Origin of the sequence: Nautilia profundicola AmH (genome assembly GCF_000021725.1) — a bacterium.
Taxonomy (GTDB): Bacteria; Campylobacterota; Campylobacteria; order Campylobacterales; family Nautiliaceae; genus Nautilia; species Nautilia profundicola.
The window spans coordinates 1,563,689-1,589,118 of sequence record NC_012115.1; the positions used below are offsets into that span (position 1 = coordinate 1,563,689).

A 25,430-nucleotide genomic window follows, 5' to 3' on the forward strand; every position below is an offset into this window, starting at 1 on the left:
TTTCCCTTTATATTTTATAAAATCCCTTATACCATTCAACAAAATTTTTAATACCTTCTTTCACATCGGTATAAGGTTTATAACCAAGATCTTTTTCAAGGTCGGTAGTATCCGCCCAAGTGCTCGGTACGTCACCGGGCTGCATCGGAAGAAGGTTCTTTTTAGCTTCTTTCCCGAGAGATTCTTCTATCGCTTCTATAAAATCCATAAGTTTAACAGGGCTTCCGTTTCCGATATTATAAACCTTATAAGGAGCTATACTCTCACTGGCTCTTCCGTCCCACTCAGGGTTTGATTTAGGAGGATTATCAATCACTCTTACCACACCTTCGATAATATCGTCAATATAAGTAAAGTCTCTTTGCATTTCTCCATAGTTATATACATCAATCGGTTTATCTTCAAGTATGTTTTTTACAAACTTAAACAATGCCATATCTGGTCTTCCCCAAGGTCCGTAAACTGTAAAAAATCTAAGCCCTGTAGTCGGAATATTATAAAGATACGAATATGTATGGCTCATAAGCTCATCCGCTTTTTTTGTTGCCGCATAAAGGCTTATCGGATGGTCTACATTGTCATCAGTTGAAAACGGCTGCTTTTTATTAAGTCCATATACACTTGAAGAACTTGCGTAGCTTAACGCTTTTACATCATTATGCCTTACGGCTTCTAAGATATTCATATGCCCTACTATATTGCTTTGTATATATGCGTCAGGATTTTCAAGTGAATATCTGACTCCTGCCTGAGCGGCAAGATGACATACTTTATCGAACTTTTCTTCTTTAAAAAGTTTATCTATACCGGCCTTATCTTCAAGATTTAGTTTTATAAATCTGTAATTGGTGTATTTATTACTGGTTATTAGTTTATTGTATTCTATTTCTTCTCTTTTTATTCCTGTCTCTTCCAGTCTGCCGTATTTGAGGTTTACGTCGTAATAGTCGTTGATATTATCAAGTCCGATTACTTCATCACCTCTTTCAATTAGTCTTTTTGCCAAATGAAAGCCTATAAATCCTGCTGTTCCTGTGATGAGAATTTTCATATTTTAATACCTTTTAACGCTTCTTTTTCTATTAAATTATTAAAATCTTTATGTATGACAATATCTACATTTCTAAAAAGAGCATCTTTTAAATTGATTTTCGCTTTTATTCGTTTTTCATAAATGTTTTCATAATTTTGAGGAATTACAAATATATCAACATCTCCGCCTTTTTTACTCAAATCAGTTCTGCTTCCGAATATATAAATATCACTTTTACCAAAAATTTTATTAATCATATTTTTGATAATTTTAATTTCTTCCGGATTTAACCTGATTTGCGTATTCATATTTTTCCTCAACTTTTTTAACTATTTTCTCAAATATTTCTATACTGTCTAACATTTCATTTATCGCATTAACTACAGACTCAATTTCCTCAGAATAATCGTGAGATAAAGAATTTCTGATTTCTCTTAATTTCTTCCATTCATAAATGCTGTTGATTATCCCTTCTTTTTCTATATATTGCAAAATATCTATATAACTTTTATCAGTTAAATCATATTCCAGTTTTTCCAATATTTCTTTAAATACTTTTTCACCCAGTAAAGACTGGATTTTACTAAATCTGTAAGCAAGGGTATCAAGGGATTTTATATCATACGACTTGATATCCTCATACTTAGACACATCAATGTTTCCATATTTTTCATTAAATTCATCTCTGATATTTTTCAAAATTTCAAGACTATCATTTAATACTTTTATATGAAATTCTATCACTAATTATCCTTTTTCTTTATCAATCTCTTGAATAGATATCTCTCGTATAGACTTTATCTTTTACTCTTTGAAGATTTTCATCAATTCTATTCGCAAGTATTACATCTGATTTTTTAGCAAACTCTTCAAAATCACTCACAAACTCTACACCTTCAACCTCATCTCCTTTTGCCATCGGTTCATAAACTACAAGCTTCACAAAAGGTTTTAGCATTTCCATTACGTCAAATATTGCACTGCTTCTGAAATTATCGCTTCCGGCTTTCATTATGAGTCTGTATACTCCTACAGTGCCTGTTGATGGTTGATTGTTAATTGTTGATAGTTTGTCAAGGACTCTTTTAGCTATAAACTCTTTTCTTGTTGTGTTTGAATCAACTATTGCTTCCATTAGTTTTTGAGGAATGTTTTCTATTGTATAGTTTGCTAATAATTGCTTAGTATCTTTAGGCAGACAGTATCCTCCGTATCCGAAGCTCGGATTATTGTAATGATTACCGATTCTTGGGTCCAGGCATACGCCTTCGATTATATCTTTGGTATTAAGACCTTTCATTTCAGCAAAAGTATCAAGCTCGTTAAAAAATGAAACCCTCATAGCGAGGTACGTATTTGCAAACAGTTTAACCGCTTCCGCTTCCGTGTTATTTGTAAACAAAAGAGGAATTGTTTCTTTAAACGCTCCGTCTCTTAGTAAATTCGCAAAAATTTCCGCTCTTGTTGATTTTTCACCTACAATTATCCTGCTTGGATAAAGGCTGTCAAATAGTGCTTTTCCTTCTCTTAAAAATTCAGGAACAAAAAATATATTTTTATAATTGAATTCTTTTTTTATTCTTTCAGTATATCCGATTGGATAGTAGAACGGATAACAATTGTAGCTTTCGGATTGATTTCGATTACGTCTTTTATTACGCTTTCAATTGATTTGGTATTAAAATAATTGGTTACCGGATCATAATCTGTCGGCGTAGCTACAACAACATATTCTGCTCCCTCATAAGCTTCTTTTTTATTAGTCGTTGCTTTAAGATTCAAATTTTTAGTTTGGAAAAACTCAGTAATTTCCTTATCTTCGATTGGTGAAATTCTTTTATTTATCATTTCCACTTTTTCAGGAATAATATCAAGTGCCACTACTTCATTATTCTGTGCTAAAAGCACTGCATTGCTAAGTCCTACGTATCCTGTTCCTGCTATTGCTATTTTCAATGTAAATCCTTTGTGTTAAAGTTGTTAGGGTTGTTTTGGTTAGTTAAGTTATTATGGTTTTTAGAGTTGTTTTTTAAAAATTTGATAAATGAATTTATCATATAACTTATTTCTGAAAGTTTGTTTTCAATATTTGCATATTCTTGATGTTTTATATATCCCAATTCTTTAGATAATAACATTAAATATTTAACCTCTTCTAATGAACCTCTTGATATGTAAACAAACCTTAAAAAATCCTTATTTGAATTTCTTGAATGCCCTTCTACAATATTTATCGGAACAGAAACTACTGCTCTTTTTAATTGGGATATTATTCCATATTCCTCTGTTTTTGGAAAATTATTTAATATTCTATATATTTCTAAAACTAACTGATGACTATTTTGCCAAATTTTTAAATCTTTCCAGTTTCTCAAAAAAATCCTTTTTTAAAATAATTTTTTGCAACTACCATAATTTACCATAATTAATCTTAACTAACCTTATAAAGATAATAACTTTCCAACTTTTTAAAAACTTCAACTAACTTTAATAACTTTAACCAACTTCATTTAACTTCTATCTCATCTTTTATTTTTTCAAATGTTTTAACGCCTATGCCTTTTACTTTCATAATGTCTTCTATTTTTTGAAACGGATGTTTTTTACGGTATTCCATAATAGCTAAGGCTTTTGTATGACCTATACCTTTTAAAGAGTGTAATTCTTGCATTGTTGCCGTATTGATATTGATTTTTGCAAATAAACTTATTACAAATAAAAACAAAATTAAAAACTTTTTCATCCCCCACCCCTTTTTTAAAATTATATCAAATTAGTTTCTTCTCCCACTCATATGCCGTTTTGCATATAGTTTCCAAATCATCGTATTTTGGCTGCCATTTCATTTTTTCTTTTATTTTCGAACTGTCCGCTATAAGCATAGCAGGATCACCTGCTCTTCTTGGTGCTGTTTCAACTTTAAAATCGACACCGCTTACTTTTTTAACTGTATCTATTACTTCTTTAACGCTTGCGCCTTTTCCGTATCCGATATTAAAAACATCACTTTCATTCTCATCAAGATAATCAACCGCTTTAATATGTGCATCCGCCAGATCCATTACATGGATGTAATCCCTTATACACGTTCCGTCAGGCGTAGGATAATCCGTACCGAATATATACATTCCGTCTCTTTTCCCTACAGCACATTCACTTGCAACTTTAATCAGATGCGTTGCGTTTTTCGTTTTTTGTCCTATACTGAGATCCGGCGCTGCACCAGCAACATTAAAATATCTGAAAATCACATATTTAAATTGAGAATTTGCTTTTGCCGTATCCTGAATTATTTTTTCACTGAACAGTTTGCTCTGACCATAAGGATTTATAGGATTTGCAGGAAAATCTTCTTTTATTCCGCTTCCGATTTCACTGATATCCGGCTCTCCGTACACCGCTGCCGTAGAAGAAAAAATAAATTTATTTACTCCGTATTCATTGGCAAGTTTTACAAGATTTGCAGTATTTGCAGTATTATTCAAATAATATTTAAGAGGTTTCTCCACACTTTCGGGCACAATCAAACTTGCCGCAAAATGGATTATGGCATCAAATTTGTTGGCTTTAAATATTTTTTCAATTTCATTCCATTTACTCAAATCAGCTTTTATAAAATCAAAATTTCTTATTTTTTTAAGCTCCCCAATGGTAGATTCAAACCCTGTCACCAAACTGTCTATAACAGTAACGCTGTAACTTGTATTTTCTAATAGAAGCTTAACTACATGGCTACCGATATACCCCGCCCCGCCTGTTACTAAAATATTCAATTAAGTTCCTTTATCATTATTAAAATATTGTTTTTTTTATCTTTAAATAAAATTTTCTTTTTTTCTTTTTTACAATAAAATCCGTCGATACATTCTTTGCTCAAAATTTTATCAAAAAAGTCGACAGGATAGCCTTGCGGCATGTATTCTTTAATAAATTTCTCTTTATCCATGCATTTTCCGTTCATACAAATATACGAATTTTTTAGAGTTATTTCAACCGGTGCGTTTGCCGCTTTGTAAATTATAAGTTTTTTATACCCGAAACCTTTTTCCAAAAATCCCTGATCTGCCACTTTGAATTTCGGAGTTTTTATAACTGCGTATATAGGAGTGGTTTTTGTACTACAACCGGCTACAAGAATGTAAAGTGTAAAGTATAAAGTGAAAAGTGTGACTTTTTTTACAATCCTCAATTCTCAATTCTCCATTCTCAATTTTATCTTATTCTTTTAATTTTATTTTTTGATAATTTAAAAATAGATGAAGGTTCTCCCTCAAACAATCCCCTTTTATCTTCCACAATAATATCCGCCTGTTCCCTTGCCCATACCTCATCAAAACGTTTTTTGTGTAGATTTGCGGAAGTTGAATACATCCATTTGAATTTTTTTAAAAATTCCAAATGTCTTTCATCCTTTACCACCCTGTAACTCTCTCCGTTTGGAAAAATAAACGTGGTTTTTTTTGCTCTTCTTAGCATTTTTTTATACTTGCCCGGAACTCTTACGAATCTTTTAAGTGTTTCCAAACTGTCAACTTCTCTTAATACCGGCTGGTTTAAGGGGCGGTTTTTTATTTTATTGAGTTTCTTTTTATCTTGTGACAAAAACCCGACTGTTGTATCTGTCTGAGTTAAATAAACTTTATTCGGATTCACCGTTTTTCCTTAGTAATATTGCTATTTCGTCCAAATCTCTTGACTCTTTTAGTTTTTTTTCTTTTATCATTTTTTTAATCTCTTCAGCCTGGAGGTATTTCATTTTTTCATAATCTATATTCGCTTTTTTAAGCTCTTCAAGAAGTTCTTTTTTGCGGCTCTCTAAAACCATAATCTGATTTTTAAGGTTTTGAATTTCATCTCTTATAATATGCTGCTGGTGTTTGATTTGATTAAGAAGTGCGAAGTTTCCTTCTTTTGGAAAAGTAAAGGAAAGAAGAGTTTTTGTAAGCTCTTCGATTTTGGTGTTTAAATTTTGAATAGAAACGTTTATTTTTTGAAGATTTCTTTCAATAGCATCGACTTTTTGTTTTTTTACTTTTACGACGCTATCAAACTTTGTTTTCATCTAATTACCGTTGCGTTTCTTTCCGCTCCGGTTGAGACGTATTTGATTTTGGTTCCTATTTTTTCTTCTATAAATTCAATATATTTTTGCGCATTTTTCGGTAAATCTTCCCATTTAGTCACGTGTACACTGCCGTCCCATCCGTCAAGCTCAACGTATACAGGTTTTACATCGTCAAGCTCACTTGGGAAATAGTCTATTTTTTCTCCGTCAATTTCATACCCTACGCACACTTTCACTTTATCAAATCCGTCTAACACGTCAAGCTTCATAACAGCAACCTCGTCACATCCGTTAAGAGTTACCGCATATCTTGCAGCAACCACGTCAAACCATCCGCATCTTCGAGGTCTTCCTGTAGTTGTACCGTACTCTCCGCCCTGCTCTCTTATTTTATCGCCTGCTTTACCATCATCTTCCGTAGGGAAAGGTCCGTTTCCGACTCTTGTAGCGTATGCTTTTGCTATTCCTATTACTTTATTCAGGTTTTTAGGTGCTATCCCACTGCCTGTAAGCGCCCCGCTTGCGATTGTATTCGAGCTTGTAACATAAGGATATGTTCCGTGGTCTATATCAAGAAGCGTAGCCTGAGCACCTTCAAGAAGCATGTTTTTATCCATATTGTCCCAAAGATACTGGGTAGTGTTTGTAATTAAACTCCCTAATTCTTGCTTATATTCTTTAAGCTCTTCTTCAAGTTTGGAAATACTTGGAATTTCTATTCCCAGATAATCAAAATACCCTTTATTCATTTCATAATAATGTACAAGTTTTTCAATAAGTTTAGGAATGTTTCTAAGCTCTCCCATTCTTACGCCGACTCTTGCAATCTTATCGGCATACGCGGGACCGATACCTCTTCCTGTTGTTCCTATTGCGTTTTTGCCTCTTAATTTTTCTCTTGCCTGATCTATTGCAATATGATGGTCGAGTATCATATGAGCTTTGTCAGAAATTAAAAGTTTTTCTTTTATATTGTGTTCAAAACTTCTGATTTCTTTAATAAGCTGTTTAGGATATACAACAACCCCGTTTCCGATTACGTTTGTGGCGTTTGGATTGAGCACACCGCTCGGAAGAAGGTGAAGTGCATATTTTTTACCGTCCACCACCACGGTATGGCCGGCGTTGTGTCCACCCTGGCTTCTGATTACTATATCATAGTTTTTTGCCACCAAATCAACAATTTTCCCTTTTCCTTCATCTCCCCATTGAAGTCCGACTATCAAATCAACCATTAATATCCTTTAATAAATTATCCGTATATATTGAAAATCCAACGCTTCTTTCACCCTCTACCACGTATTCCCCGCCTTTTGCATAAATGGTGTTATCTTTTAAAAATCTGTAAAAAACACCTGTGTAATATCTTAAATTCGCTACATACAACGGTGCAATTATAGCATTTTCATGTTTTTCGGCCACACTTTTAAGCTCTTTTAAATAAGCGGCTATTTCCTCAGGAAACACTTCTAAATTATTCAGATCTTCCAATTTATGAATTGAAACGAGTTTGTTTAGCCATTCTTCTTTAAATTTATAAAGTCTCATCTTTTTAATATCTTCTATATCAAGTCCCGTAAGTTCCGCCACTTTTTGAGGTATTTTTATGTGTGAGAGCTGAAGTGTGTAATCTTTTGAGAGTCTCTCAAAAATAAGCTTGTTGACTTTTAATATCTCAACCAAATCACCGCCTAAACTCTCAGCCCCTATTTGATACATTTCATTACTCGGCGCTCTGAATACCGGCTGAATGTAAAACCATTTTTTAGCTTCGCTTTTAAGTCTTTTGATAACAAGTCTGATAACGTCAATAGAACTGTCACCTCTCAGTGCCAAAGACCTGTTTTTTTCATCCGTAAATCTTATAAGCTCCTTTTCATCCAGCGCCTCTAACTGATGATAAGAAAAAAACGGACTAACAATTTCTTCAAATTCGAGTATTTCAAAAACTTCCGCCGCAATGTTTTCTATTTCTCTTTTTATTTTAGCTTCTTTACCGAAATATAATTTCGCCCCCTGAGGTATGTCGTGTTTTAATATCATTATTTCTCTTTACTGTATATTTTTACTGCCGTAGCGTCATACTTTCTGATTCCGAGCTCTTCAAGCGCCAATTCTAAAGAATTTAATATATATGCCATTTTATTATCCTCTATAATCCCCATGTTATTGATTCTGAAAAGTTTGCCTTTCATATGGTCCTGACCGCCCGCTACGTTGATTTCGTATTTGTTTTTCAGTATTTTTCTTATTTCCTCAGCTTTTTCGCTGTAAACTGCAGCCATTGATCTTGCCGGGTTTTGAGGGAATATACTAAGTCCTATCGCTTCAATTGCCGCAAGCATTGCATTGTGTCTTTTCGCGGTATTTTCATAGTGTCTCTCAAGCCCGATGTCTTCAAGTTTTTTCAGTACTTCGTTTAATGCGATTATAAGCCCCGTTGCCGGAGTAAAGGCTGTCGTTCCTTCGCTTTGTTTTTTAATTTCGTTTGCGAGATTAAAATAAAACCCTCTGCCGCTTCCGATTCTCTCAACCGCAGCATCGCTAAGTCCAAGCATTGAAAGGCCCGGAGGCAGCATAAATGCTTTTTGGCTTCCTCCCACTACGATATCGATATTACTTGTATCCAAATCTTCCACACCAAGAGCTGTAATTCCGTCAGCCACCACGATAATGTCAGGATTTATAAGTTTTATTTCTGCGGCAATTTCTTCCACAGGATGTCTAAGTCCTCCCGCACTCTCACTAATCTGAATAAAAAACGTATCAATTGAATCATCTTCTTTAATGGCCGCAATAACATCATCAACAAGTGCCGGAGTATCCCAGTCGTATTTGATTTCACTAAATTCTATACCGTGGGCTTTACATATTTTACCCCATCTTTCACCGAACTTCCCGGCGTTTACAGTTAATGCTTTATTTTTTACGGTATTAATTACAGCCGCTTCCATTGCACCCGTTCCGGAAGAGCTTAAAAACACATTGTAAGGCAGTTTAGTAATGTTTTTGAATCTGTTTAAAGTATCAAGCAGAATCTCCTTAAATTCAGGAGTTCTGTGATGAATTGTATCTCTAAGATAAGTCTCCCTTACAAAATAAGGGATTTCAACAGGTCCCGGAGTTGCCAATATCATTTTTCAATCCTTTCTACAATCGCATCTACGTCAAATCCGAAATGTTTATATACATCACCGCCTTTACCGCTTGCACCGAATGTATTCATTCCTATTACCTCATCGGCGTATTTATACCATTCAAATGCTCTGTTTGCTTCTATTGCGATTACTCTGCCTTTGAAAAGAGACGATTTAAATTCTTCATCCTGCTCGTCAAACAAGTCAAAACAAGGAACACTTACAACTCTCGCATCAAGTCTTTTTGCAACATCTACAGCCAGATTAACTTCGCTTCCGCTTGCTACAAGTGTAATATCGCTGTTTCCTTCTCTTAAAATATATGCACCCTTGCTTAAATCCGCGTCTTTAGGACTTATGTTTCTAAGCCCCTGTCTGCTTAACGCAAATACTACAGGAGCATCGATATCAAGTGCCGCTTTCCATGCGTTTACATTTTCATTGGCGTCTGCAGGTCTGAATACGTATAGATTCGGAATTGCTCTTAAAGAAGTAATATGTTCAACCGGCTGATGAGTAGGGCCGTCTTCACCTACTACGATACTGTCGTGAGTAAAAATCCAGTAGTTTTTATGGCTGCTAAGCGCCGCAATTCTAAGAGCGCCTCTTAAATAATCACTAAACACCAAAAATGTAGCGGCATACGGTAAAAATCCGTATGCGCTGAATGCGTTGTTAATTGCCGCCATTGCATGTTCTCTGATTCCGTAATGCAGGTTTCTTCCGTGTGGGAAATCATCTTCATCTTTAAGAATCGTATTATTTGACGGTGCCAAATCCGCACTTCCACCGAGGAAACTCGGAACCGCTTTAGCTATGGCATTAAGAATTTCACCGTTGCTTTTTCTTGTAGCGATACTTGCGCCTTCTTCAAATTCAGGCCATTTGATTTTACTGAAGTCTTTTTCAAAAAATGCTTTAATTTCTCCTGCATTTGCTTTTTTATTAAATTCAGCCTCAATTACTTCTCCTCTTTCTTTTACACATCTGAATCTTACAAGTACGTCTTCAGGAACAATGAAAGTTTTTTCAGGATCAAATCCCGCGGCTTCTTTTGATTTTTTAATTACATCCTCACCTAAAGGCGCACCGTGGGTTTTTTCACTTCCTTCAAGCCCTACCGCTCCTCTTGCTATTACTGTTTTGGCGATAATTAAAGTAGGTCTTCCGTCGCTGTTTTTGGCTTCGTTTAATTTTTTTTCAATATCTTCATAATCGTGCCCGTTCATTTCAAGAACTCTGAATCCTTGTGATTCGAATCTTTTTTGAACATCCTCATCAAAAGCTATACTTACTTCGCCTTCGATTGAAATATTGTTACTGTCGTATATAATTATTAAATCTTCAAGTTTGTGTTTCCCTGCTAAAGAACATGCTTCATAAGAAATTCCTTCTTCCAAATCCCCGTCACCGCAAAAACACCATACTTTGTGGTTTATTTCCGGAAATTTAAGACTCATAAACTTTTTAGCCTTTGCAAATCCAACCGCATTTGCCACACCCTGCCCAAGAGGTCCGGTAGTTACTTCAATTCCAGGAGTATGACCAAATTCCGGATGTCCCGGGGTTTTGCTTCCTAATTGTCTGAAGTTTTTCAGATCATCCAAAGTAATGTCATACCCCCAAAGGAAAAGCATTGAATAAATAAGAGGAGTCGCATGCCCACCTGAGAACACTACCCTGTCTCTGTTTACAAATTCCGGATTATGAGGAGTGATATTTACTACTTCACTAAACACCGTCATAATATCAGCAAGCCCCAAAGCCGCACCGGGATGCCCCGAATTTGCTTTTTGCACCATATCGGCAGCTAAAAATCTGATCGTATCCGCCATTTTTTTTCTTAAGTTCATTATTTCTCCTTATGTCTGTATAAATATTTTTCGAGTATCGGTTCTAATTCTTTTCTAAGTTTCTCGTCAAATCCGCTTATTTCATTTTTTAACCTCTGAGCAAGAACATCCGCTTCTTTTAAAGCGCCATCGAGCCCCAAAAGTGTTACAAACGTATTTTTGTTTTCATCTACGCCGGTAGTCTTACCTGCTTCTTCACTGCTCATTGTCACATCCAGTATATCATCCTGCACCTGAAAAAGAATTCCCAAATCAATTCCGAAATTATATAATTTTTCCTGCAGTTTTTTATCTAAATTTACGATAACCGCTCCCATTTGCAAACTTGCCGCAATTAACTTCGCAGTTTTATTAAGATGCAGGAATTTAAGTTCATCCAAGTTCAGTTTTTTATTTTCAAAATAACAATCTATTGCCTGCCCCAAAACCATACCGCCGGCTCCGGCGTTTTCACTGAGAATTTTAATAAGTTCAATTTTAACATCACTGCTAAACGGAGATTTTGAAAGAACCTCAAACGCATATGTATTAAGCGCATCCCCGGCTAATAATGCGGTAATTTCATCATACGTTACATGAAGCGTAGGATGGCCGCGTCTAAGATCGGCATTGTCCATAGTAGGCAAGTCGTCGTGTATTAATGAATATGTGTGTATAAGCTCAATCGCGTAAGCCGCATATTTTGCATTTTCTACTAAAAGCGGCTCATACGCTTTTACGACTGAGAGCAAGAGTTTCGGCCTGAATCTTTTACCTCCTGCCAACAACATTTCATTTAAAGCTTTTTCATAATACGGATGAAAACTCGGTGCCTTTATTAAATTTTTTTTTATAAAATCTTCCATTTCCTACCTTAATGGTATTGTAGCTGTTATACCTTGCTGTTCTAATGAAATTGTAACATTTTTGTAAGTTGAGAGTGCTTTTTTAAGCTCTTCAAAAGTTTTAATTTCGACGCCGTTTACTTTTATTATTTTAGCACCTGGTTTTATAAAATATATCTGCTGAAGTTTTTTAGGAAGTTTTGTAATTACAAGATGATCGTTTACCGATATTCCGAAATGTTCAAGTGGAGTATAAAGATATTTTTTCTTTCTTATTTTAATATTTACTTTTTTACCGTCTATGCACAAAACTACTTTTTTACCTTTTACGCCTTCTAAAATCGTTTTTGTAAAAATCTCGGGAGTGGCTTTTTTTAAATTGATTTTTTCTAATTTTTCACCCGTTTTTATGCCTTTTATATAAAACGGATCGAAACTGACAATTTTCATATTTTCATCAACCTCAATTCCTGCATCTCCCCAATATCCGTATTTTACAAAATGCTTAATCATATCGCTTTTTATAAATCCGTCACCTCTTCCGATTCCGATCGCTCTGCAGAACATATCGGTAACCACGCTGTTTTTAACAGTTTTAACGCTTAACAAAGCGGGAGAAAAAAACAAAGCATCTTTTGCATAATTGCCTACGTATATTTCATTGTGTTTAATGCTTGCCGCCCACCATCCGAGCTTCGCATTATCGAAAAACTTAATTTTTCTTTTATTATTTGACTTAATAATACACATACCCGTAAAAGGATCGTAGTTTATGCAGTTTTTTTTGTTAAAAGTGACACTTTTTGTTTTAGTTACAGGGACAGAATTTTTTACAAAAGAGTATTTAACCAAGCAGGGTCTGAAATCCGGATAAGTTGACGCTAAAAGAAAAAGAGGGATAAAAAATATTAATTTTTTCATTGTCCTATATTTAAACCTCCAAACATATTCAGAGCCTGTGATTTTTTATCTTCCACAGCCATTTTTATAGCGTCGTTTATCGCACTCATTAAAAGAATCTGAAGCGATTCTTTGTCTTCCAAAAGCGAATCGTCTATTTTAATATCTATTACTTCAAATTTTCCGTTTACACTCGCTTCCACAAGCCCCCCTCCGCTTGTTGCGGTATATATTTTATTATCGGCTTCTTGCATTTGCTCTTGAATTTTTTGGAGCATTTCGTTTAAATCTACATTACCAAACATTACCCCTCCTGCAAATAAGTTGTTTTTTCAATTATATCGTTATTATCATCAACAATCAACACTGCAGGTTTGAAATTTTTAGCTTCCTCGGGTGTCATGTTTGCATAAGCGATTATTATTATTTTATCGCCCGGATGAACCTTTCTTGCCGCGGCTCCGTTTAGACATATATCACGGTTGCCTCTTTTCCCTTTTATAACATAAGTAGAAAATCTTTCACCGTTGTTGATATTAACAATGTCCACTTTTTGCCCGACAAGCAGGTTCGCTTCTTCCATCAGCTCTTCGTCGATGGTAATGGAGCCGACATAGTTTAAATTAGCATCCGTTACCGTAGCTCTGTGGATTTTGGAATAAAGCATTTCAATTGTCATTTTATATCCTTATGCCCAGAATTCCTCCGGAATTAAATATTCTTTTACCGGATTTCCACCGATGATGTGTTCTTTTAATATTTTTTCAATTTTTTCTTTATCAAGATCTACATACATATACTGACCAGGCTCCACCATCATAACCGGTCCGAAGTTACATCTGTTAAGACACCCTGTAGGCACTATCCAGTTTACCATAGGATCAATTCCCATTTCCATCATTTTTTGCTGAGTGAATTGAAAAAGATCTTCTTTTCCTTCTCTAACACAGCTTGGTTTTGGAAAACTTGGCGGTCTTTTAACCTGACACATATAGATTACATTTTTTGGTTTTGGCATTTGCATATTACGCTCCTTAATTTTTTTGCGACTTATATCATATTTTTATTAATTTTACAAATAGATAATTAGATTTTTAGTTTTTAAGGTTAGTTAAGTTTTTTATATTTTTAACAACTTTAATAAATTTTTATAACTTTAACAAACCTTAACAACCTCAATAACTTAATAATCATAACAACCCTAATTAACCTTAACAACTTTATTACTTAACAACTTCTTAACCGTCTCCCTGTCACTATAATCAATTTTTTTATCACAGTACTGTATGTAGTTTTCATCACCTTTGCCTAAAAGCATTAGTGTATAATTTTTCTTTTTAGCTATATCTACAGCTTCTTTGATAGCATCTTTTCGATTTGATATTATTTTATACGGTATGCTTTTTATACCTTTAGCGATCTCTTTACAAATTTCATTTGAATCTTCACATCTCGGGTTATCTTCCGTAATAATTATATATTCTGCATATTTATCTGCAACTTCACCCATCAGATGGCGTTTATCTTTATCCCTGTCTCCTCCTGCACCGAAAACAACAATCTTTTTCCCTTCCACCGCGCTTAGTACTTTTTCCATACCGTCCGGAGTATGCGCAAAATCAATTATAACAAGAGGCTTTTTCGAAACTATTTCCATTCTTCCGGGAACACCCTCAAAAAGTGAAAAGTTAAAAGTTGAAAGTGAAGAGTTTGTAAGCAACGAAGCTGTTTTCAAGGCTAATGAAAAATTCATCTTATTAAACTCGCCTGCCATTGGGATATCATCTACTATTGGTTTTTCCAAAACATATAAATTCTTACAGTTTAAATTAAATTCATACCCTCCACTTTTCACTTTACACTTTTCATTTTTCACTAAAAGTTTTCCATTGAAAACTTTAACGGTTTCATCCCGAAAAAAACTTTCTTTAACTCTTTTGTATTCTTCCATTGTTTTATGATAATCAAGATGATCCTGCGAGAATGAAGTCAGTATTTTAGCCGTAAATTCAATACCTTCTATCCTTTGCTGCACTATTGCATGAGAGCTTACTTCCATAATGTAAAAATCCGGCTCATATTTCACAGCTCTTTTAATCGTTGTGAATATTGGAGGAGTCGTCAGGGTTTTGGCTTCAATTTTTTCACCGTTTAGATAAAAACCTTCAGTACCCTGAATACCTACACTGTATCCGGCTTGTTGCAATAAATGTCCAAGGACAAACGCAGTTGTCGTCTTACCGTTTGTACCTGTAATTCCTATGAATTTTGTTTTAAGGGTTAAGTTTTGTATCAGTTCTTTTGGAGTAATATATTTTGAGATATCTTTAGAGTATTTTTCATTTTGTTTGGTTTTTAAGAATAGCTTATCTTCACTAAGCTCTTTTGTATTGTCAGTAATAAGATCTTTTTGTATAAGTTCTTTGTAGTTCATGATTTATTATATCACATTATTGTAAAAGAGTATTAAATCCGTCTATAAGTTCATAATCATTGAAATTTGAAAGCAACTCTTCAAAATAACTTATCGCACTTTCTTTATACCCGTAGTTTAAAAGCATTTCAAAAAATTCAAGAAGATCTTCTTTATTTTCAAAAATCACTTTTGTAGATAAAAGTATATTTTCCAAGTCTTCTTTTGTTTTTACAAGAAGTTTAACATCACTGAATAAAATACCGTTTATTTCATCGTGATTGAAAGAAGAGGAGGAATCGGTTAAAAGCTTATCTAAAAGCAGCTTCACCTTTCCGTACTCCTTCTTTTCAATAGCAGATTTAAGGAGTTCTTTTAAATCAAAATGAATATTTGACAAGCTCATCCAATTTATCCTCATAACCATGAGGTACATTCATTACTACAAGTTCAGGGTGTATTTTTTCTTTAAGTGCTTTTTCAATACCGTATTTTAATGTTGCACCGGCACTTGCACACCCTACGCACCCGCCCTGTAATTGAACGAAAACGATCGGTTTTCTTACGTCTATTAACGTAACATCACCGCCATCCATTTGAAGCATAGGCCTAACTTCATCAAGTACGCCGGCCACAGCTTCTTTTAAATCTTCATTAGAAAAAGGAATTTCAGCCATCTTATTCTCCAACGAATTCGATTATACACATTTCAGCTGCATCACCTCTTCTAAATCTTGTTTTGATAATTCTTGTATATCCACCTTTTCTGTTTTCGAATTTAGGTGCGATTTCTTCTATTACTTTTCTTGTTGCCGCTTTAGCTCTTTCGTTTGATCCAAGTTTTGAATAAACATATCTGTGAGTGTTTAAATCAGCGTTTTTAGATTTTGTAATAAGTTTTTCAACATATTTTCTAAGCTCTTTCGCTTTTGGAACTGTTGTTTCGATTCTACCGTTTTCGATTAAATCGCATGCTAAGTTTCTAAGAAGTGCCTGTCTGTGTTCACTAACACGACCAAGCTTTCTGTATCCGTGTTTATGTCTCATTAATTCTCCTTAAGTTGTGATAGTTTATCTTCAATTGCTTTTTTAATATCAAGCGGCAATGTTTTATTTAACGGGAATCCGATTTCTTCAAGTTTGTCAAAAATCTCTTCTAAAGATTTAGTACCAAGGTTTTTGATATTTGAGATTTTTTCTTTACCCATAAGTACAAGCTCACCGACAAATCTGATACCTGCTCTGTCAAGCGCATTGAAACTTCTGCTTCTTAAATTCAAATTCTCAATTGGTTCAAAAAGTACATTGTAAACTTCGTCAAGCTCAACGCTTTGTGACGTTTTTTGCTCAAGTTTGAATTCTTTTGAAAATACGCTAAATTGGTTTAAATAGTTGTTAACTGCGTTTTTAAACGCATCAATCGGGCTGATTTGTCCGTCTGTTTCAACTTCAAAAATAACTTTTTCAAAATTAGGATCGTCTTCAACTAAGATATTTTCAATGTTGTAAACAACTTTTTTAATCGGACTGAAATATGCGTCAAGTCCGATAAATCCTTCTGGAATTTCATCTCTGAAGTTTTCTACGGCTACGAATCCCATACCTTTTCTGATAATTAAAGTCAGTTTAAGTTCCGCTTCTTCGTTTAATGTTGCAATATATTCATTAGGTGTAACAATATCAACTAAATCATTAGCAAGATCGCTACCTTTAATTTCTTTAGGACCTACGAACACATAGTCAACTACTGCTTCATCGCCCTCTTTAATTTTAAATCTGATGTTTTTAAGGTTAATAATAAAACTTGCAACATCTTCAAGCATGCCTTTTAATGAGTCGAACTCATGTTTTACACCTTCGATTTTAAGAGCGATAGGTGCAAAACCCGGAGTTGAAGCAATTAGCGTTCTTCTAATCGGATGAGCAACGCTAACCCCGAACCCCGCTTCAAAAGGATATACTTCGATTGTAGCTTTGTTTCCTTCTTCTTTGAAAGAAACATCGCTTGGAATTAAAACTTCTGTTTTTATTTTATTCATTTTTTAGCCCCTATTATTTAGAGTACAACTCAACTACTAGTCTTTCTTCTACCGGAATATTTACTTCTTCTCTTTCTGGTACTCTTTGGAATACACCAACAAGTTTTTCTTTATCTACGTCCACCCACGGTGCGATACCAGTCTGTTGTGATAGTTCAAGTGCTCTTTGAATTTGTACGTTGTTTTTAGATTTTTCTCTAATTTCAATTCTGTCACCTTCTTTTACTAAGTAAGAAGGAATATTTACTTTTTTACCGTTTACTAAAATATGTCCGTGAGTTACAAGCTGTCTTGCAAATCTTCTAGTAGATGCAAATCCCATTCTGTAAACTACGTTATCAAGTCTTCTTTCAAGAAGTTTGATTAGGTTTTCCCCTGTGTTACCTTCTTGTCTGTTTGCTTCACGGAAGAATTTTCTAAATTGTTTTTCAAGTACACCGTAATAGAATTTGATTTTTTGTTTTTCTCTTAGCTGTAAACCGTACTCAGAAATTTTAGTTCTTCTTTGTCCATGCTGTCCTGGTGCGTAAGGTCTTTTGTCAAGCGCTGACTTTCCAGCTAATCTTCTTTCACCTTTTAGCTCTAAGCTAACTCCAAGTCTTCTTTCGATTTTTTCAACTGGTCCTGTATATCTTGCCATCGTTACACCCTTCTTCTTTTTCTTGGTCTACATCCGTTGTGAGGTAACGGAGTTACGTCTTTCATCCATAATACTTTAATACCTTCAATAGCACCTACAGTTTTAACTGCAGTTTCTCTACCACCACCAGGTCCTTGTACTTTAATACCTACTTCTTTAATTCCGTATTCTTTAGCTTTAGCCATTACGTCTTCAACTGCCTGCTGAGCCGCGAACGGAGTAGATTTTTTACTACCTTTGAATCCAAGTGCACCCGCACTGCTCCAGCATAATGCGTTACCCATTTCATCAGTTACAGTAATCATAGTGTTGTTGAATGTCGCTGAAATATATACAACTCCGCGACCAACTTGTTTTTTAATTTTTTTCTTTTTAGTTACTTTTCTTTTAGCCATCTCTCACCCTTTATTTAGCTTTTGCGCCAACAGTTTTTCTTTTACCTTTTCTTGTACGTGCGTTAGTTTTAGTTCTCTGACCTCTAACAGGTAATCCTCTTCTGTGTCTTAAACCTCTATAGCACCCAAGGTCCATAAGTTCTTTAATGTTAAGCTGAACGATTTTTCTTAGTTCACCCTCAACGATATAGTTTGATTGAATTTCTTTGTTTAGAATTGAAACTTCGTCTTCAGTTAATTCGTAAACTCTTTTTTCCGGATCAATTCCAGTATCTTTTAAAATTTTTCTACTTGTAGTAAGTCCGATTCCATAAATATATGGAAGTGCATACTCGATTTTTTTCTTTTTTGGTAAGTCTATCCCTGCAATTCTTGCCATGTTTTATCCTTGTCTTTGTTTATGTCTAGGATTTTCACAAATAACTCTTACAATCCCTTTTCTTTTTACCACTTTACATTTAGGGCAAATTTTCTTAACTGATGCTCTAACTTTCATAACTTCTCCTTAAATTTTAGGAAAATACGTTTTCCGTTTAAACGCCCCTTAGGTACAAAGACCAGCTCTTGCAATTAGTCAGCTGCGATGTTACGGATAAGTGCCTTAGCGACTTATCCACTTCACAACTTAACTACTTCTCTAAACTAATTGCAAAACCTCTTTTACGTTCAGGGGGATGGAATTATATCATATAAATATATAGCAAAGTGAAAAGTGAAAAGTGAAAAAGGAAAAATGAGGAATTTTTTCGCTCTATTATTTCCTTAAAGAAAGGAAAAGAGCTCAAAGCTCTTTGTTTTAATGAAAAATAAATGCCATTAAACCAATAATTGCAAGTGTAATTGTTCCGATATTGATTTTATCGAATTCTTTTCTAAATGCTGCCAGAATCAAATATAGAACGAATCCGGCACTAAGTCCAAGTGTAATTGAATAAGTAAGAGGCATTAAAATAATTGTTACAAACGCACTGACTGCAATTGTAGTATCTTTAAAATCAATATTTTTAAGCTCACTAAACATCAATACACCAACCATTACTAAAATAGGATAAATCGCATTTTCCGGAATTGCTTTATATATAGGTAAGAAAAACAGTGTAGTAATGAATAGCAGTCCCGTAACAACCGCGGTAAGGCCCGTTCTACCGCCTTCTTCAACCCCGGCCGCACTTTCAATAAATGAAGTCGTTGTTGAAGTACCAAGTGCTGCTCCTATCACAGTTGCAGCCGCGTCAGCTTCAAGTGTTTTTTGAAGTTCTTTGCTTCCATCTTTAAACAGTCCAGCTCTCATACCTATTCCGGCAAGAGTTCCGATTGTATCAAACATATCCGTAATTAAAAATGTAATAATTACTGGAATTAAAGATAAAGTTAAAGCACTCATTAAATCAAATTTAAATACTATAGGAGACATACTTGCAGGCAGTGAAACTATACCGTCAGGAAGTTTCGCAAGTCCGAATACCCATGCAACGATTGAAGTGATTATAATAGAAAAAATAAACGCACCTTTAACCCTATATGCATACATAATCGCAGCCACTACAAATCCAAAAATTCCAAGAAGTACATGCGGATCGTGCAAATTACCAAGCCCTACTAAAACTGCGTCGTTATTTACGATAATCTTCATACCCTGAAGACCGATAAACGCAATAAACGCACCTATACCGGCACTGATTGCACGTCTGATATCAACAGGCACAGATTCAAGCACCCATACTCTGAATTTCGTAAATGAAAGCACCAGGAATATAAGCCCACTTATCATTACAATTCCTAAAGCAGTCTGCCAAGGAATTCCCATACCTTTAACCAAACCGAACGTAAAATACGCATTAAGTCCCATTCCGACACTCATTGCAACAGGAGTATTTGACCAAAATCCGTTAAGGATAGTCGCAATTATTGTTACAACAGCCGTTGCTGTAATCAATGCGTCAAACGGCATTCCTGTCAGACTCATAATACCTGCGTTTACAGGAACGATATACATCATAGCCAAAAATGTCGTAAATCCGGCTCTTACCTCGGTAGAAACATTTGTATTTTTTTCAGAGAGTTTGAATAGTTTTTCAAGCATTGAACCTCCTTGATTTATTTCAAGGAGATTATAACAAATATGAAATAGATATTAAATGGCTACAAAATAAGTCTTATTTCATGAAGGATGAAGATGGAAGGTGGAAGATTATTTAATTTCGATTTTTTTACCTTCCGGTTTTTTGCGTCTTGGAATATAAAGCACTAACACACCGTTTTCATATTTAGCTTCAATATTATCTGCATCCGCATCCGCAGGTAATTTGAAGCTTCTTTCAAATCTTCCGAAAAAGCTCTCGATTCTTGTATAGTTTTCTTTTTCTTCTTTTCTTTGAAGTTTTCTTTCACCTGAAATTGTTAAAATTCCATCATTTACTGAAATTTCAATATCTTCTTTTTTTACTCCAGGAAGATCGATTTCAAGATAATAACCTTTTTCATCAACTTTTTCATTAACCGCAGGTGTAAAAGCTTCAACTTTTTGAACAGGTCTATTTGTATTCAAAACCGCACCTATTCTTCTTTCGATATCTTGTAATTCTTTAAAAGGATCAAATACTGTTGGCCACATTGTCCCCTCCTTTAAAGAATGTATTCTAATATTTTTACGTTATTATTATACAAAATTTAGGAGAAAAAGTCAAGAAAGTTGATATTAGAAGACTAATATTTTATTATCTCTTTCCCTAAAGTCTCTTTTTTCTAAAACTCTTATATTTCCGTTTTTAAGTAAAAGTTTAAATACATTGTTGCCTTTTCTTAAATAAAGTACGATTTCATATTTATCAGGATATGTGAATTTACCTTTTTTAACACTTAAAGATATGTTTTGGTTTGTACTCAACATGTCAAATACCGTTTGATTTTTATCAAAATGCCCTTTAAAAAACACTTTTCCGGTATTTTCTTTCGAAAGATCAATACCTGTTAAATATCTTATTTTATTAGTAAAACTGTTTTTTATGAATTTGGTATCATTACTTACAATATCGAATGTTCCGAATTTTTCATTTATTTTAATTGTCCCGGAAATTACTCCGTTTAATAATTGCATAACACCTATATAGTCAAAAAACTCTTTACCGTCCATTTTAAAAGTCATTTCTATTCTTGAATCGGCAAATCCACGGAAATTTTTTCCTTTAAATTTCAGCACGTCATTAGAAGACTCATACACTCCGGTAAAATTAGTATATGTATGAAACGGATATAATAATATAGGTTTTAATTTCAATAAATCAATATTTTGAGCATTGAATCTGTAATTCCATTTATCTTTTTGAACCTGTCCGTTTAAAGCTATATTACCAATATCAGCATTTATATTTGATTCGAATGTTAAATCTTTTTTATTTTTCATTTTTACGTTTGTTATGGCTTTGAATTCAGTATCCAATCTATTTTTATATTCACCTATAGTTTTAAATTCTACGTTGAATAATGAATTTTTTTCTTTATTTACCTGTATATCGGTTTTACCTTCAACCCAAGGATAATCTATCTTAAGAATATAAAGAAGCTTTTTCAAATCAAAATCGCTTCCTTTTGCATGAATACTAACATCATCGTTTAATTTCACTTTAAAATTCATATATCCGTTTGCAAAAAACGACATGCCTTCAATAACAAAATCATCTCTGTCAATATAAATTTTACCGCTTAAATTCATTTTTCCCTGATAATAAGGTGATAATTCGGAAAGATTTTCCACATTGCCTTCAAACATTGCATTTAAAGGGAAAATGGCTCCGTAAACTTTTATAATATTATGTCCTTTTTGTGCAGCCAAAGAAAAATTATTAACTCCATAATCCAAATACGTAATTTCAGCACCTGGTATGTATCTGTCTATTTTCGATTCAATTACTTTTTTTAAAATACCGCTGCCTATAGGTGTAAGCATTAATAAAACCGCTAAAATCACAACCCCTATTCCAATCAAAAAACCTAAAAATAATTTATACCCCAATGTTTTTTTATATATTTTTTTAAACATGTTCAATCCTTATTGGCGTTTCAACATACAGACTATTTGAAGGGAATGCGAATGAAGCGCCATTTTTTTCAACTATTTCTTTTATTTTGAAATTAACATCCTCTCTTATTTTTAAATAATCGTCCCAAACCGCAGTTTTTGTAAAAAAGTAGCAAAATATACTTAATGAACTGTCTTGATATTCATCAAAATATATCAAAATCGGCTCATTGTGTATATCAGGATGATTTAAAAGCATTTCTCTTATTTCATTAAGAATTTTTTCCATTACTTCAAGCGTAGTATCGTAGGTTAATCCGAGTCTCATCATAATCCTACGTCTGTCACGCCTGCTGAAATTTTCGACATTTGAATTAGCAATTACGGAATTAGGCACTACTATTAGCCTTTTGTCAAAAGCCCTTATTTTAGTCGTACGCATGCCAATATCTTCAACTATTCCCTCTGCGTTTCCTATTTTAACCCATTCTCCTATTTTAAAAATATTATCGGTTAAAATAGCAATGCCTCCAAAAATATTGGCAGCCGTATCTTTTGCAGCCAACGCAAACGCCAAACCACCTAAACCTAACGAAGCCAAAAAGCCGGTAACATTAATACCCCAATCCTGAAGAAGAGCGACTACACCGACAGTCACAACAAAAACTTTTGTTATTTTTATTAAAAACGAAGCGAGTTCACGAGAGCTTTTACCGAATTTACCCAATAAATGATATACATACTCCTCAAACTCGGTAATGACATTATATATCATCCAAAACAGATCAAATATCAAAAGACCTTTAAGCAGATGATTTAAAAGAGCTCCGTTTGCATCAAGAAAATAAAAAAGAAAATATACACCCGCAATAATAAATAAAAATCTTAAAGGATTACGTATAGCGTTTAAAAACTTATCATCAACGTCCGTTTTAGTTTTCGATACTACTTTTTTCAAAAACGACAAAACTATTAAAGTAAAAAACTTTCTTGCAAATAAAAATACAAAAAATATAAAAAAGGCTATTAATATTTTATAAATAGGCAACGATAAAAATTGATAATTAAGCAAATCAAGCAGCGCTTGAGGAAGGTTTTGAGCCATATTAATCCCCTATTAATTTTTCATCCTTCATTATTATAACAATTTTTTTGAATAATGGTACAGCGCTTTGAGAAGCGAAGTAATTAGGAAAGGGGGCTTTTATATCTAAAAAAGTTACTCCAATAGTGTATTTGTGGGATTTATCATTTGCAAAACCAAAAAATGAAGAATTATATATTTTTTCGTACCTGTTATTAACGCTTACGTGTGCCGTACCTGTTTTACCCGCTGTGAAGATATCTTCCATATATGCGTTTTTGGCTGTACCTTTTAAAACTATTTTTCTTAAGATTCTCAGCATTTCATTAGCGGTTTTGGCACTTATTACACGTTTGGCAACACTTTGCACATTGGCTATTTTAGGAGTTACTTCAATACCGTTATTATTAAATGCGTTATACGCTTTTAATAGTTGTATAAAATTCACCATAATACCGTACCCGTATGCAGTAGTTGATTTATAAATCGGGTAATTAAGCTCTCTTAAACTCCTGATTACACCCTTTATCTCATAAGGCAGATCAATTCCGCTGTATTTTGAAAATCCGAAATTTTTAAGCCCTTCGTAAAATTCTTTGGGTGTGAGTCTTAATGCAAGCTGCGATATTACGATATTACTTGAATATACAAGAGCGTTTTCGGCACTAAGCCATGCAAAAGCGTCGTCATCTCTTATATACGTTTTTCTCCATTTAGGTTTCCATTTACCGTTGTATGCGTTTAGAACCTCATAAGGGTTTACCTTTTTATTTTCAAGCAAAATAGCAAACGTAATCGGTTTCATAACGGATCCGGGTTCGTATAAATATCTGATAGCGCTAATTTTCATATTCGGTATGTCTTTTTTGGTTATACGTAAAGGATTGAATCTGTTTGACGTGGCAATGGCCAAAATTTTACCTGTTTTAGAATCCATAACGGCAGCCATTACCTCTTTTGCCTGATAAAGGGATTTTGCTTCATCAAGAAGTTTTTCTATTCTTCTTTGAAGTACAAGATTTATATTCAGCTCAATATCTTTACCGTTTACAGGATATTGAACAATCGAATTTTTATCATAAATTATATTTCCGCTTACATCCCTGTATCCTACGATTTTACCGTTTTTTTGAGGACGTAATATATTGTCGTAATAATCTTCTATACCGTTATCGCCTCTTCCTTTATCTTTAAGATATCTTCCCAAAAACGGCTCAAACGTATCACCGTACGGATAAAGCCTTTTAAAAAGAGCCTCATATTTGTTTTTTCCCATATATACAACACTTTCTATATCATACGCTCTTCTGACGCCGTTAATTGAAGTAAAAACCCTGTAATAATCAAGAATTTTTCTGAGATAAACAAGTTGCTGCTTTGTTTTTAAATCAACTTTTGCTAAAAGTATTCTTTTTGTATGTTTTCTTAATTTACGGTAAAGAGTTTTTTTGTCAACTCCGGTATATATACTGAAAAGATCTATAAACATTCTTTTTTTATCGCTAACAATATACGTAGGGTTTATATACACACTGTAGATTTTTTCACTTTTCGCCAAAGTGAAATTTTTGGTTTTTATACTTCCTCTTATCGCACTTTCTATTTTTGTTATTTTGGGATTGAAATAGCTTTTGGGTTTGGTAACACTAAAGAACAAAAAGGCACCGAAAAGTGCCATTACAAGAAGAAAAAAAATTATATAAATTATAGGGATTTTAGTGTTTTTCATTAAATTTGTGTTTTTAGAAGCTCTTTGTAGGCGTTAATGGCTTTGTTTCTTACTTCCAAAACCATTTTCATTTGCATTTCCGCTTTTTGAATTGTAATAGACGCTTTTGCCAAATCTTCGACTTTTCCTGTAGCGATATCCGCTTCGGCTTTTTCGGCATTTTGCATCATATTGTTTGTTGTGTCGAGTTCTTTTTTTAACAAATCCTCAAAACTGCCGTCGGCTTTGTTTTTATTATTAACAACATTTCCGATATTGTTTGTATTTTCAACTTTATTTATAAAAGCCATTTCCTATTCC

The 25,430-nt window shown here is 33.9% G+C and carries 33 protein-coding genes and 1 pseudogene; all 34 read right to left on the bottom strand.

Features of this window, described 5'->3' with window-relative positions:
* Positions 1-7: 7 nt before the first annotated feature.
* The gene (locus NAMH_RS08220) at positions 8-1,051 is read right to left on the bottom strand and encodes an NAD-dependent epimerase (protein WP_015902571.1); all 1,044 of its coding nucleotides are present in this window, start codon (positions 1,049-1,051) and stop codon (positions 8-10) included.
* Complete coding sequence (locus tag NAMH_RS08225) at positions 1,048-1,341, bottom strand: nucleotidyltransferase domain-containing protein (RefSeq protein ID WP_015901726.1); 294 nt, start codon at positions 1,339-1,341, stop codon at positions 1,048-1,050. The genes NAMH_RS08220 and NAMH_RS08225 overlap by 4 nt, the downstream gene beginning before the upstream one ends.
* Positions 1,304-1,777, bottom strand: coding sequence for a hypothetical protein (locus NAMH_RS09040; RefSeq protein ID WP_012663907.1), 474 nt, complete (start codon positions 1,775-1,777; stop codon positions 1,304-1,306). Before NAMH_RS09040 ends, NAMH_RS08225 begins: the two co-directional genes overlap by 38 nt.
* Positions 1,778-1,796: 19 nt before the next feature.
* Positions 1,797-2,989: pseudogene (locus NAMH_RS08235) on the bottom strand (nucleotide sugar dehydrogenase).
* Complete coding sequence (locus NAMH_RS08240; protein WP_015902167.1) at positions 2,986-3,408, bottom strand: four helix bundle protein; 423 nt, start codon at positions 3,406-3,408, stop codon at positions 2,986-2,988. The pseudogene NAMH_RS08235 and the gene NAMH_RS08240 overlap by 4 nt, the downstream one beginning before the upstream one ends.
* A 131-nt stretch (positions 3,409-3,539) precedes the next feature.
* Positions 3,540-3,776, bottom strand: coding sequence for a ComEA family DNA-binding protein (locus tag NAMH_RS08245; RefSeq protein ID WP_015902049.1), 237 nt, complete (start codon positions 3,774-3,776; stop codon positions 3,540-3,542).
* Between the two features lie 25 nt (positions 3,777-3,801).
* Complete coding sequence (gene galE, locus NAMH_RS08250) at positions 3,802-4,806, bottom strand: UDP-glucose 4-epimerase GalE (RefSeq protein ID WP_012663537.1); 1,005 nt, start codon at positions 4,804-4,806, stop codon at positions 3,802-3,804.
* Positions 4,803-5,222: a hypothetical protein gene (locus NAMH_RS08255; protein WP_015901819.1), complete on the bottom strand. Its 420-nt coding sequence runs from the start codon at positions 5,220-5,222 to the stop codon at positions 4,803-4,805. Before NAMH_RS08255 ends, galE begins: the two co-directional genes overlap by 4 nt.
* Before the next feature lie 23 nt (positions 5,223-5,245).
* Positions 5,246-5,686, bottom strand: coding sequence for a Sua5/YciO/YrdC/YwlC family protein (locus NAMH_RS08260; RefSeq protein ID WP_015902779.1), 441 nt, complete (start codon positions 5,684-5,686; stop codon positions 5,246-5,248).
* Positions 5,673-6,095: a flagellar FliJ family protein gene (locus tag NAMH_RS08265; protein ID WP_012663662.1), complete on the bottom strand. Its 423-nt coding sequence runs from the start codon at positions 6,093-6,095 to the stop codon at positions 5,673-5,675. The genes NAMH_RS08260 and NAMH_RS08265 overlap by 14 nt, the downstream gene beginning before the upstream one ends.
* Entirely contained in the window at positions 6,092-7,339 is a 1,248-nt protein-coding gene (locus NAMH_RS08270; protein WP_187146603.1) for an adenylosuccinate synthase, read from the bottom strand. Before NAMH_RS08270 ends, NAMH_RS08265 begins: the two co-directional genes overlap by 4 nt.
* Complete coding sequence (locus NAMH_RS08275) at positions 7,326-8,141, bottom strand: ATP phosphoribosyltransferase regulatory subunit (protein WP_015902051.1); 816 nt, start codon at positions 8,139-8,141, stop codon at positions 7,326-7,328. The genes NAMH_RS08270 and NAMH_RS08275 overlap by 14 nt, the downstream gene beginning before the upstream one ends.
* Positions 8,141-9,235, bottom strand: coding sequence for a pyridoxal-phosphate-dependent aminotransferase family protein (locus NAMH_RS08280; protein WP_012663689.1), 1,095 nt, complete (start codon positions 9,233-9,235; stop codon positions 8,141-8,143). The genes NAMH_RS08275 and NAMH_RS08280 overlap by 1 nt, the downstream gene beginning before the upstream one ends.
* Entirely contained in the window at positions 9,232-11,088 is a 1,857-nt protein-coding gene (tkt, locus tag NAMH_RS08285; protein WP_015901804.1) for a transketolase, read from the bottom strand. Before tkt ends, NAMH_RS08280 begins: the two co-directional genes overlap by 4 nt.
* Positions 11,088-11,933 carry a polyprenyl synthetase family protein gene (locus NAMH_RS08290; protein WP_012663478.1) on the bottom strand — a complete coding sequence of 282 codons (846 nt, stop codon included), beginning with the start codon at positions 11,931-11,933 and terminating at the stop codon, positions 11,088-11,090. Before NAMH_RS08290 ends, tkt begins: the two co-directional genes overlap by 1 nt.
* Before the next feature lie 3 nt (positions 11,934-11,936).
* Positions 11,937-12,833 (bottom strand): DUF7488 domain-containing protein, encoded by an 897-nt coding sequence (locus NAMH_RS08295; protein ID WP_015902836.1) that lies wholly within the window; start codon positions 12,831-12,833, stop codon positions 11,937-11,939.
* On the bottom strand, positions 12,830-13,117 hold the full coding sequence (locus NAMH_RS08300) for a YbaB/EbfC family nucleoid-associated protein (RefSeq protein ID WP_015901848.1): 288 nt from the start codon (positions 13,115-13,117) through the stop codon (positions 12,830-12,832). The genes NAMH_RS08295 and NAMH_RS08300 overlap by 4 nt, the downstream gene beginning before the upstream one ends.
* Complete coding sequence (gene panD, locus NAMH_RS08305) at positions 13,117-13,491, bottom strand: aspartate 1-decarboxylase (protein ID WP_015902635.1); 375 nt, start codon at positions 13,489-13,491, stop codon at positions 13,117-13,119. The genes NAMH_RS08300 and panD overlap by 1 nt, the downstream gene beginning before the upstream one ends.
* A 9-nt stretch (positions 13,492-13,500) precedes the next feature.
* Positions 13,501-13,836 carry a (2Fe-2S) ferredoxin domain-containing protein gene (locus NAMH_RS08310; protein ID WP_015901796.1) on the bottom strand — a complete coding sequence of 112 codons (336 nt, stop codon included), beginning with the start codon at positions 13,834-13,836 and terminating at the stop codon, positions 13,501-13,503.
* Positions 13,837-14,013: 177 nt separating this feature from the next.
* Positions 14,014-15,246 (bottom strand): UDP-N-acetylmuramoyl-L-alanyl-D-glutamate--2,6-diaminopimelate ligase, encoded by a 1,233-nt coding sequence (locus NAMH_RS08315; RefSeq protein WP_012663830.1) that lies wholly within the window; start codon positions 15,244-15,246, stop codon positions 14,014-14,016.
* A 16-nt stretch (positions 15,247-15,262) separates the two neighbouring features.
* Positions 15,263-15,631 carry a hypothetical protein gene (locus tag NAMH_RS08320; protein WP_083757949.1) on the bottom strand — a complete coding sequence of 123 codons (369 nt, stop codon included), beginning with the start codon at positions 15,629-15,631 and terminating at the stop codon, positions 15,263-15,265.
* A complete protein-coding gene (locus NAMH_RS08325; RefSeq protein ID WP_012663592.1) occupies positions 15,606-15,902 on the bottom strand; it encodes a NifU family protein in 297 nt (98 codons plus the stop codon). The genes NAMH_RS08320 and NAMH_RS08325 overlap by 26 nt, the downstream gene beginning before the upstream one ends.
* A gap of 1 nt (position 15,903) precedes the next feature.
* A complete protein-coding gene (rplQ, locus tag NAMH_RS08330) occupies positions 15,904-16,272 on the bottom strand; it encodes a 50S ribosomal protein L17 (RefSeq protein WP_015902260.1) in 369 nt (122 codons plus the stop codon).
* Positions 16,272-17,264, bottom strand: coding sequence for a DNA-directed RNA polymerase subunit alpha (locus NAMH_RS08335; protein ID WP_015901786.1), 993 nt, complete (start codon positions 17,262-17,264; stop codon positions 16,272-16,274). Before NAMH_RS08335 ends, rplQ begins: the two co-directional genes overlap by 1 nt.
* Positions 17,265-17,277: 13 nt before the next feature.
* Positions 17,278-17,904 carry a 30S ribosomal protein S4 gene (gene rpsD, locus NAMH_RS08340; protein ID WP_015902798.1) on the bottom strand — a complete coding sequence of 209 codons (627 nt, stop codon included), beginning with the start codon at positions 17,902-17,904 and terminating at the stop codon, positions 17,278-17,280.
* 2 nt (positions 17,905-17,906) lie between these two features.
* Positions 17,907-18,299: a 30S ribosomal protein S11 gene (gene rpsK, locus NAMH_RS08345; protein WP_012663886.1), complete on the bottom strand. Its 393-nt coding sequence runs from the start codon at positions 18,297-18,299 to the stop codon at positions 17,907-17,909.
* Positions 18,300-18,309: 10 nt separating this feature from the next.
* Complete coding sequence (rpsM, locus tag NAMH_RS08350) at positions 18,310-18,678, bottom strand: 30S ribosomal protein S13 (RefSeq protein ID WP_015902620.1); 369 nt, start codon at positions 18,676-18,678, stop codon at positions 18,310-18,312.
* A gap of 3 nt (positions 18,679-18,681) precedes the next feature.
* Complete coding sequence (rpmJ, locus tag NAMH_RS08355) at positions 18,682-18,795, bottom strand: 50S ribosomal protein L36 (protein WP_041361679.1); 114 nt, start codon at positions 18,793-18,795, stop codon at positions 18,682-18,684.
* Between the two features lie 300 nt (positions 18,796-19,095).
* Positions 19,096-20,382 (bottom strand): NCS2 family permease, encoded by a 1,287-nt coding sequence (locus tag NAMH_RS08360; RefSeq protein WP_012663941.1) that lies wholly within the window; start codon positions 20,380-20,382, stop codon positions 19,096-19,098.
* A gap of 108 nt (positions 20,383-20,490) precedes the next feature.
* The gene (locus tag NAMH_RS08365) at positions 20,491-20,913 is read right to left on the bottom strand and encodes an Hsp20/alpha crystallin family protein (protein WP_015902267.1); all 423 of its coding nucleotides are present in this window, start codon (positions 20,911-20,913) and stop codon (positions 20,491-20,493) included.
* 84 nt (positions 20,914-20,997) lie between these two features.
* Positions 20,998-22,338 (bottom strand): hypothetical protein, encoded by a 1,341-nt coding sequence (locus NAMH_RS08370; RefSeq protein WP_015901749.1) that lies wholly within the window; start codon positions 22,336-22,338, stop codon positions 20,998-21,000.
* Complete coding sequence (locus NAMH_RS08375; RefSeq protein ID WP_015902790.1) at positions 22,331-23,422, bottom strand: mechanosensitive ion channel family protein; 1,092 nt, start codon at positions 23,420-23,422, stop codon at positions 22,331-22,333. The genes NAMH_RS08370 and NAMH_RS08375 overlap by 8 nt, the downstream gene beginning before the upstream one ends.
* A gap of 1 nt (position 23,423) precedes the next feature.
* Positions 23,424-25,058, bottom strand: coding sequence for a peptidoglycan D,D-transpeptidase FtsI family protein (locus tag NAMH_RS08380; RefSeq protein ID WP_228368690.1), 1,635 nt, complete (start codon positions 25,056-25,058; stop codon positions 23,424-23,426).
* A gap of 71 nt (positions 25,059-25,129) precedes the next feature.
* A complete protein-coding gene (gene fliE / locus NAMH_RS08385) occupies positions 25,130-25,420 on the bottom strand; it encodes a flagellar hook-basal body complex protein FliE (RefSeq protein WP_012663646.1) in 291 nt (96 codons plus the stop codon).
* Positions 25,421-25,430: the final 10 nt, after the last annotated feature.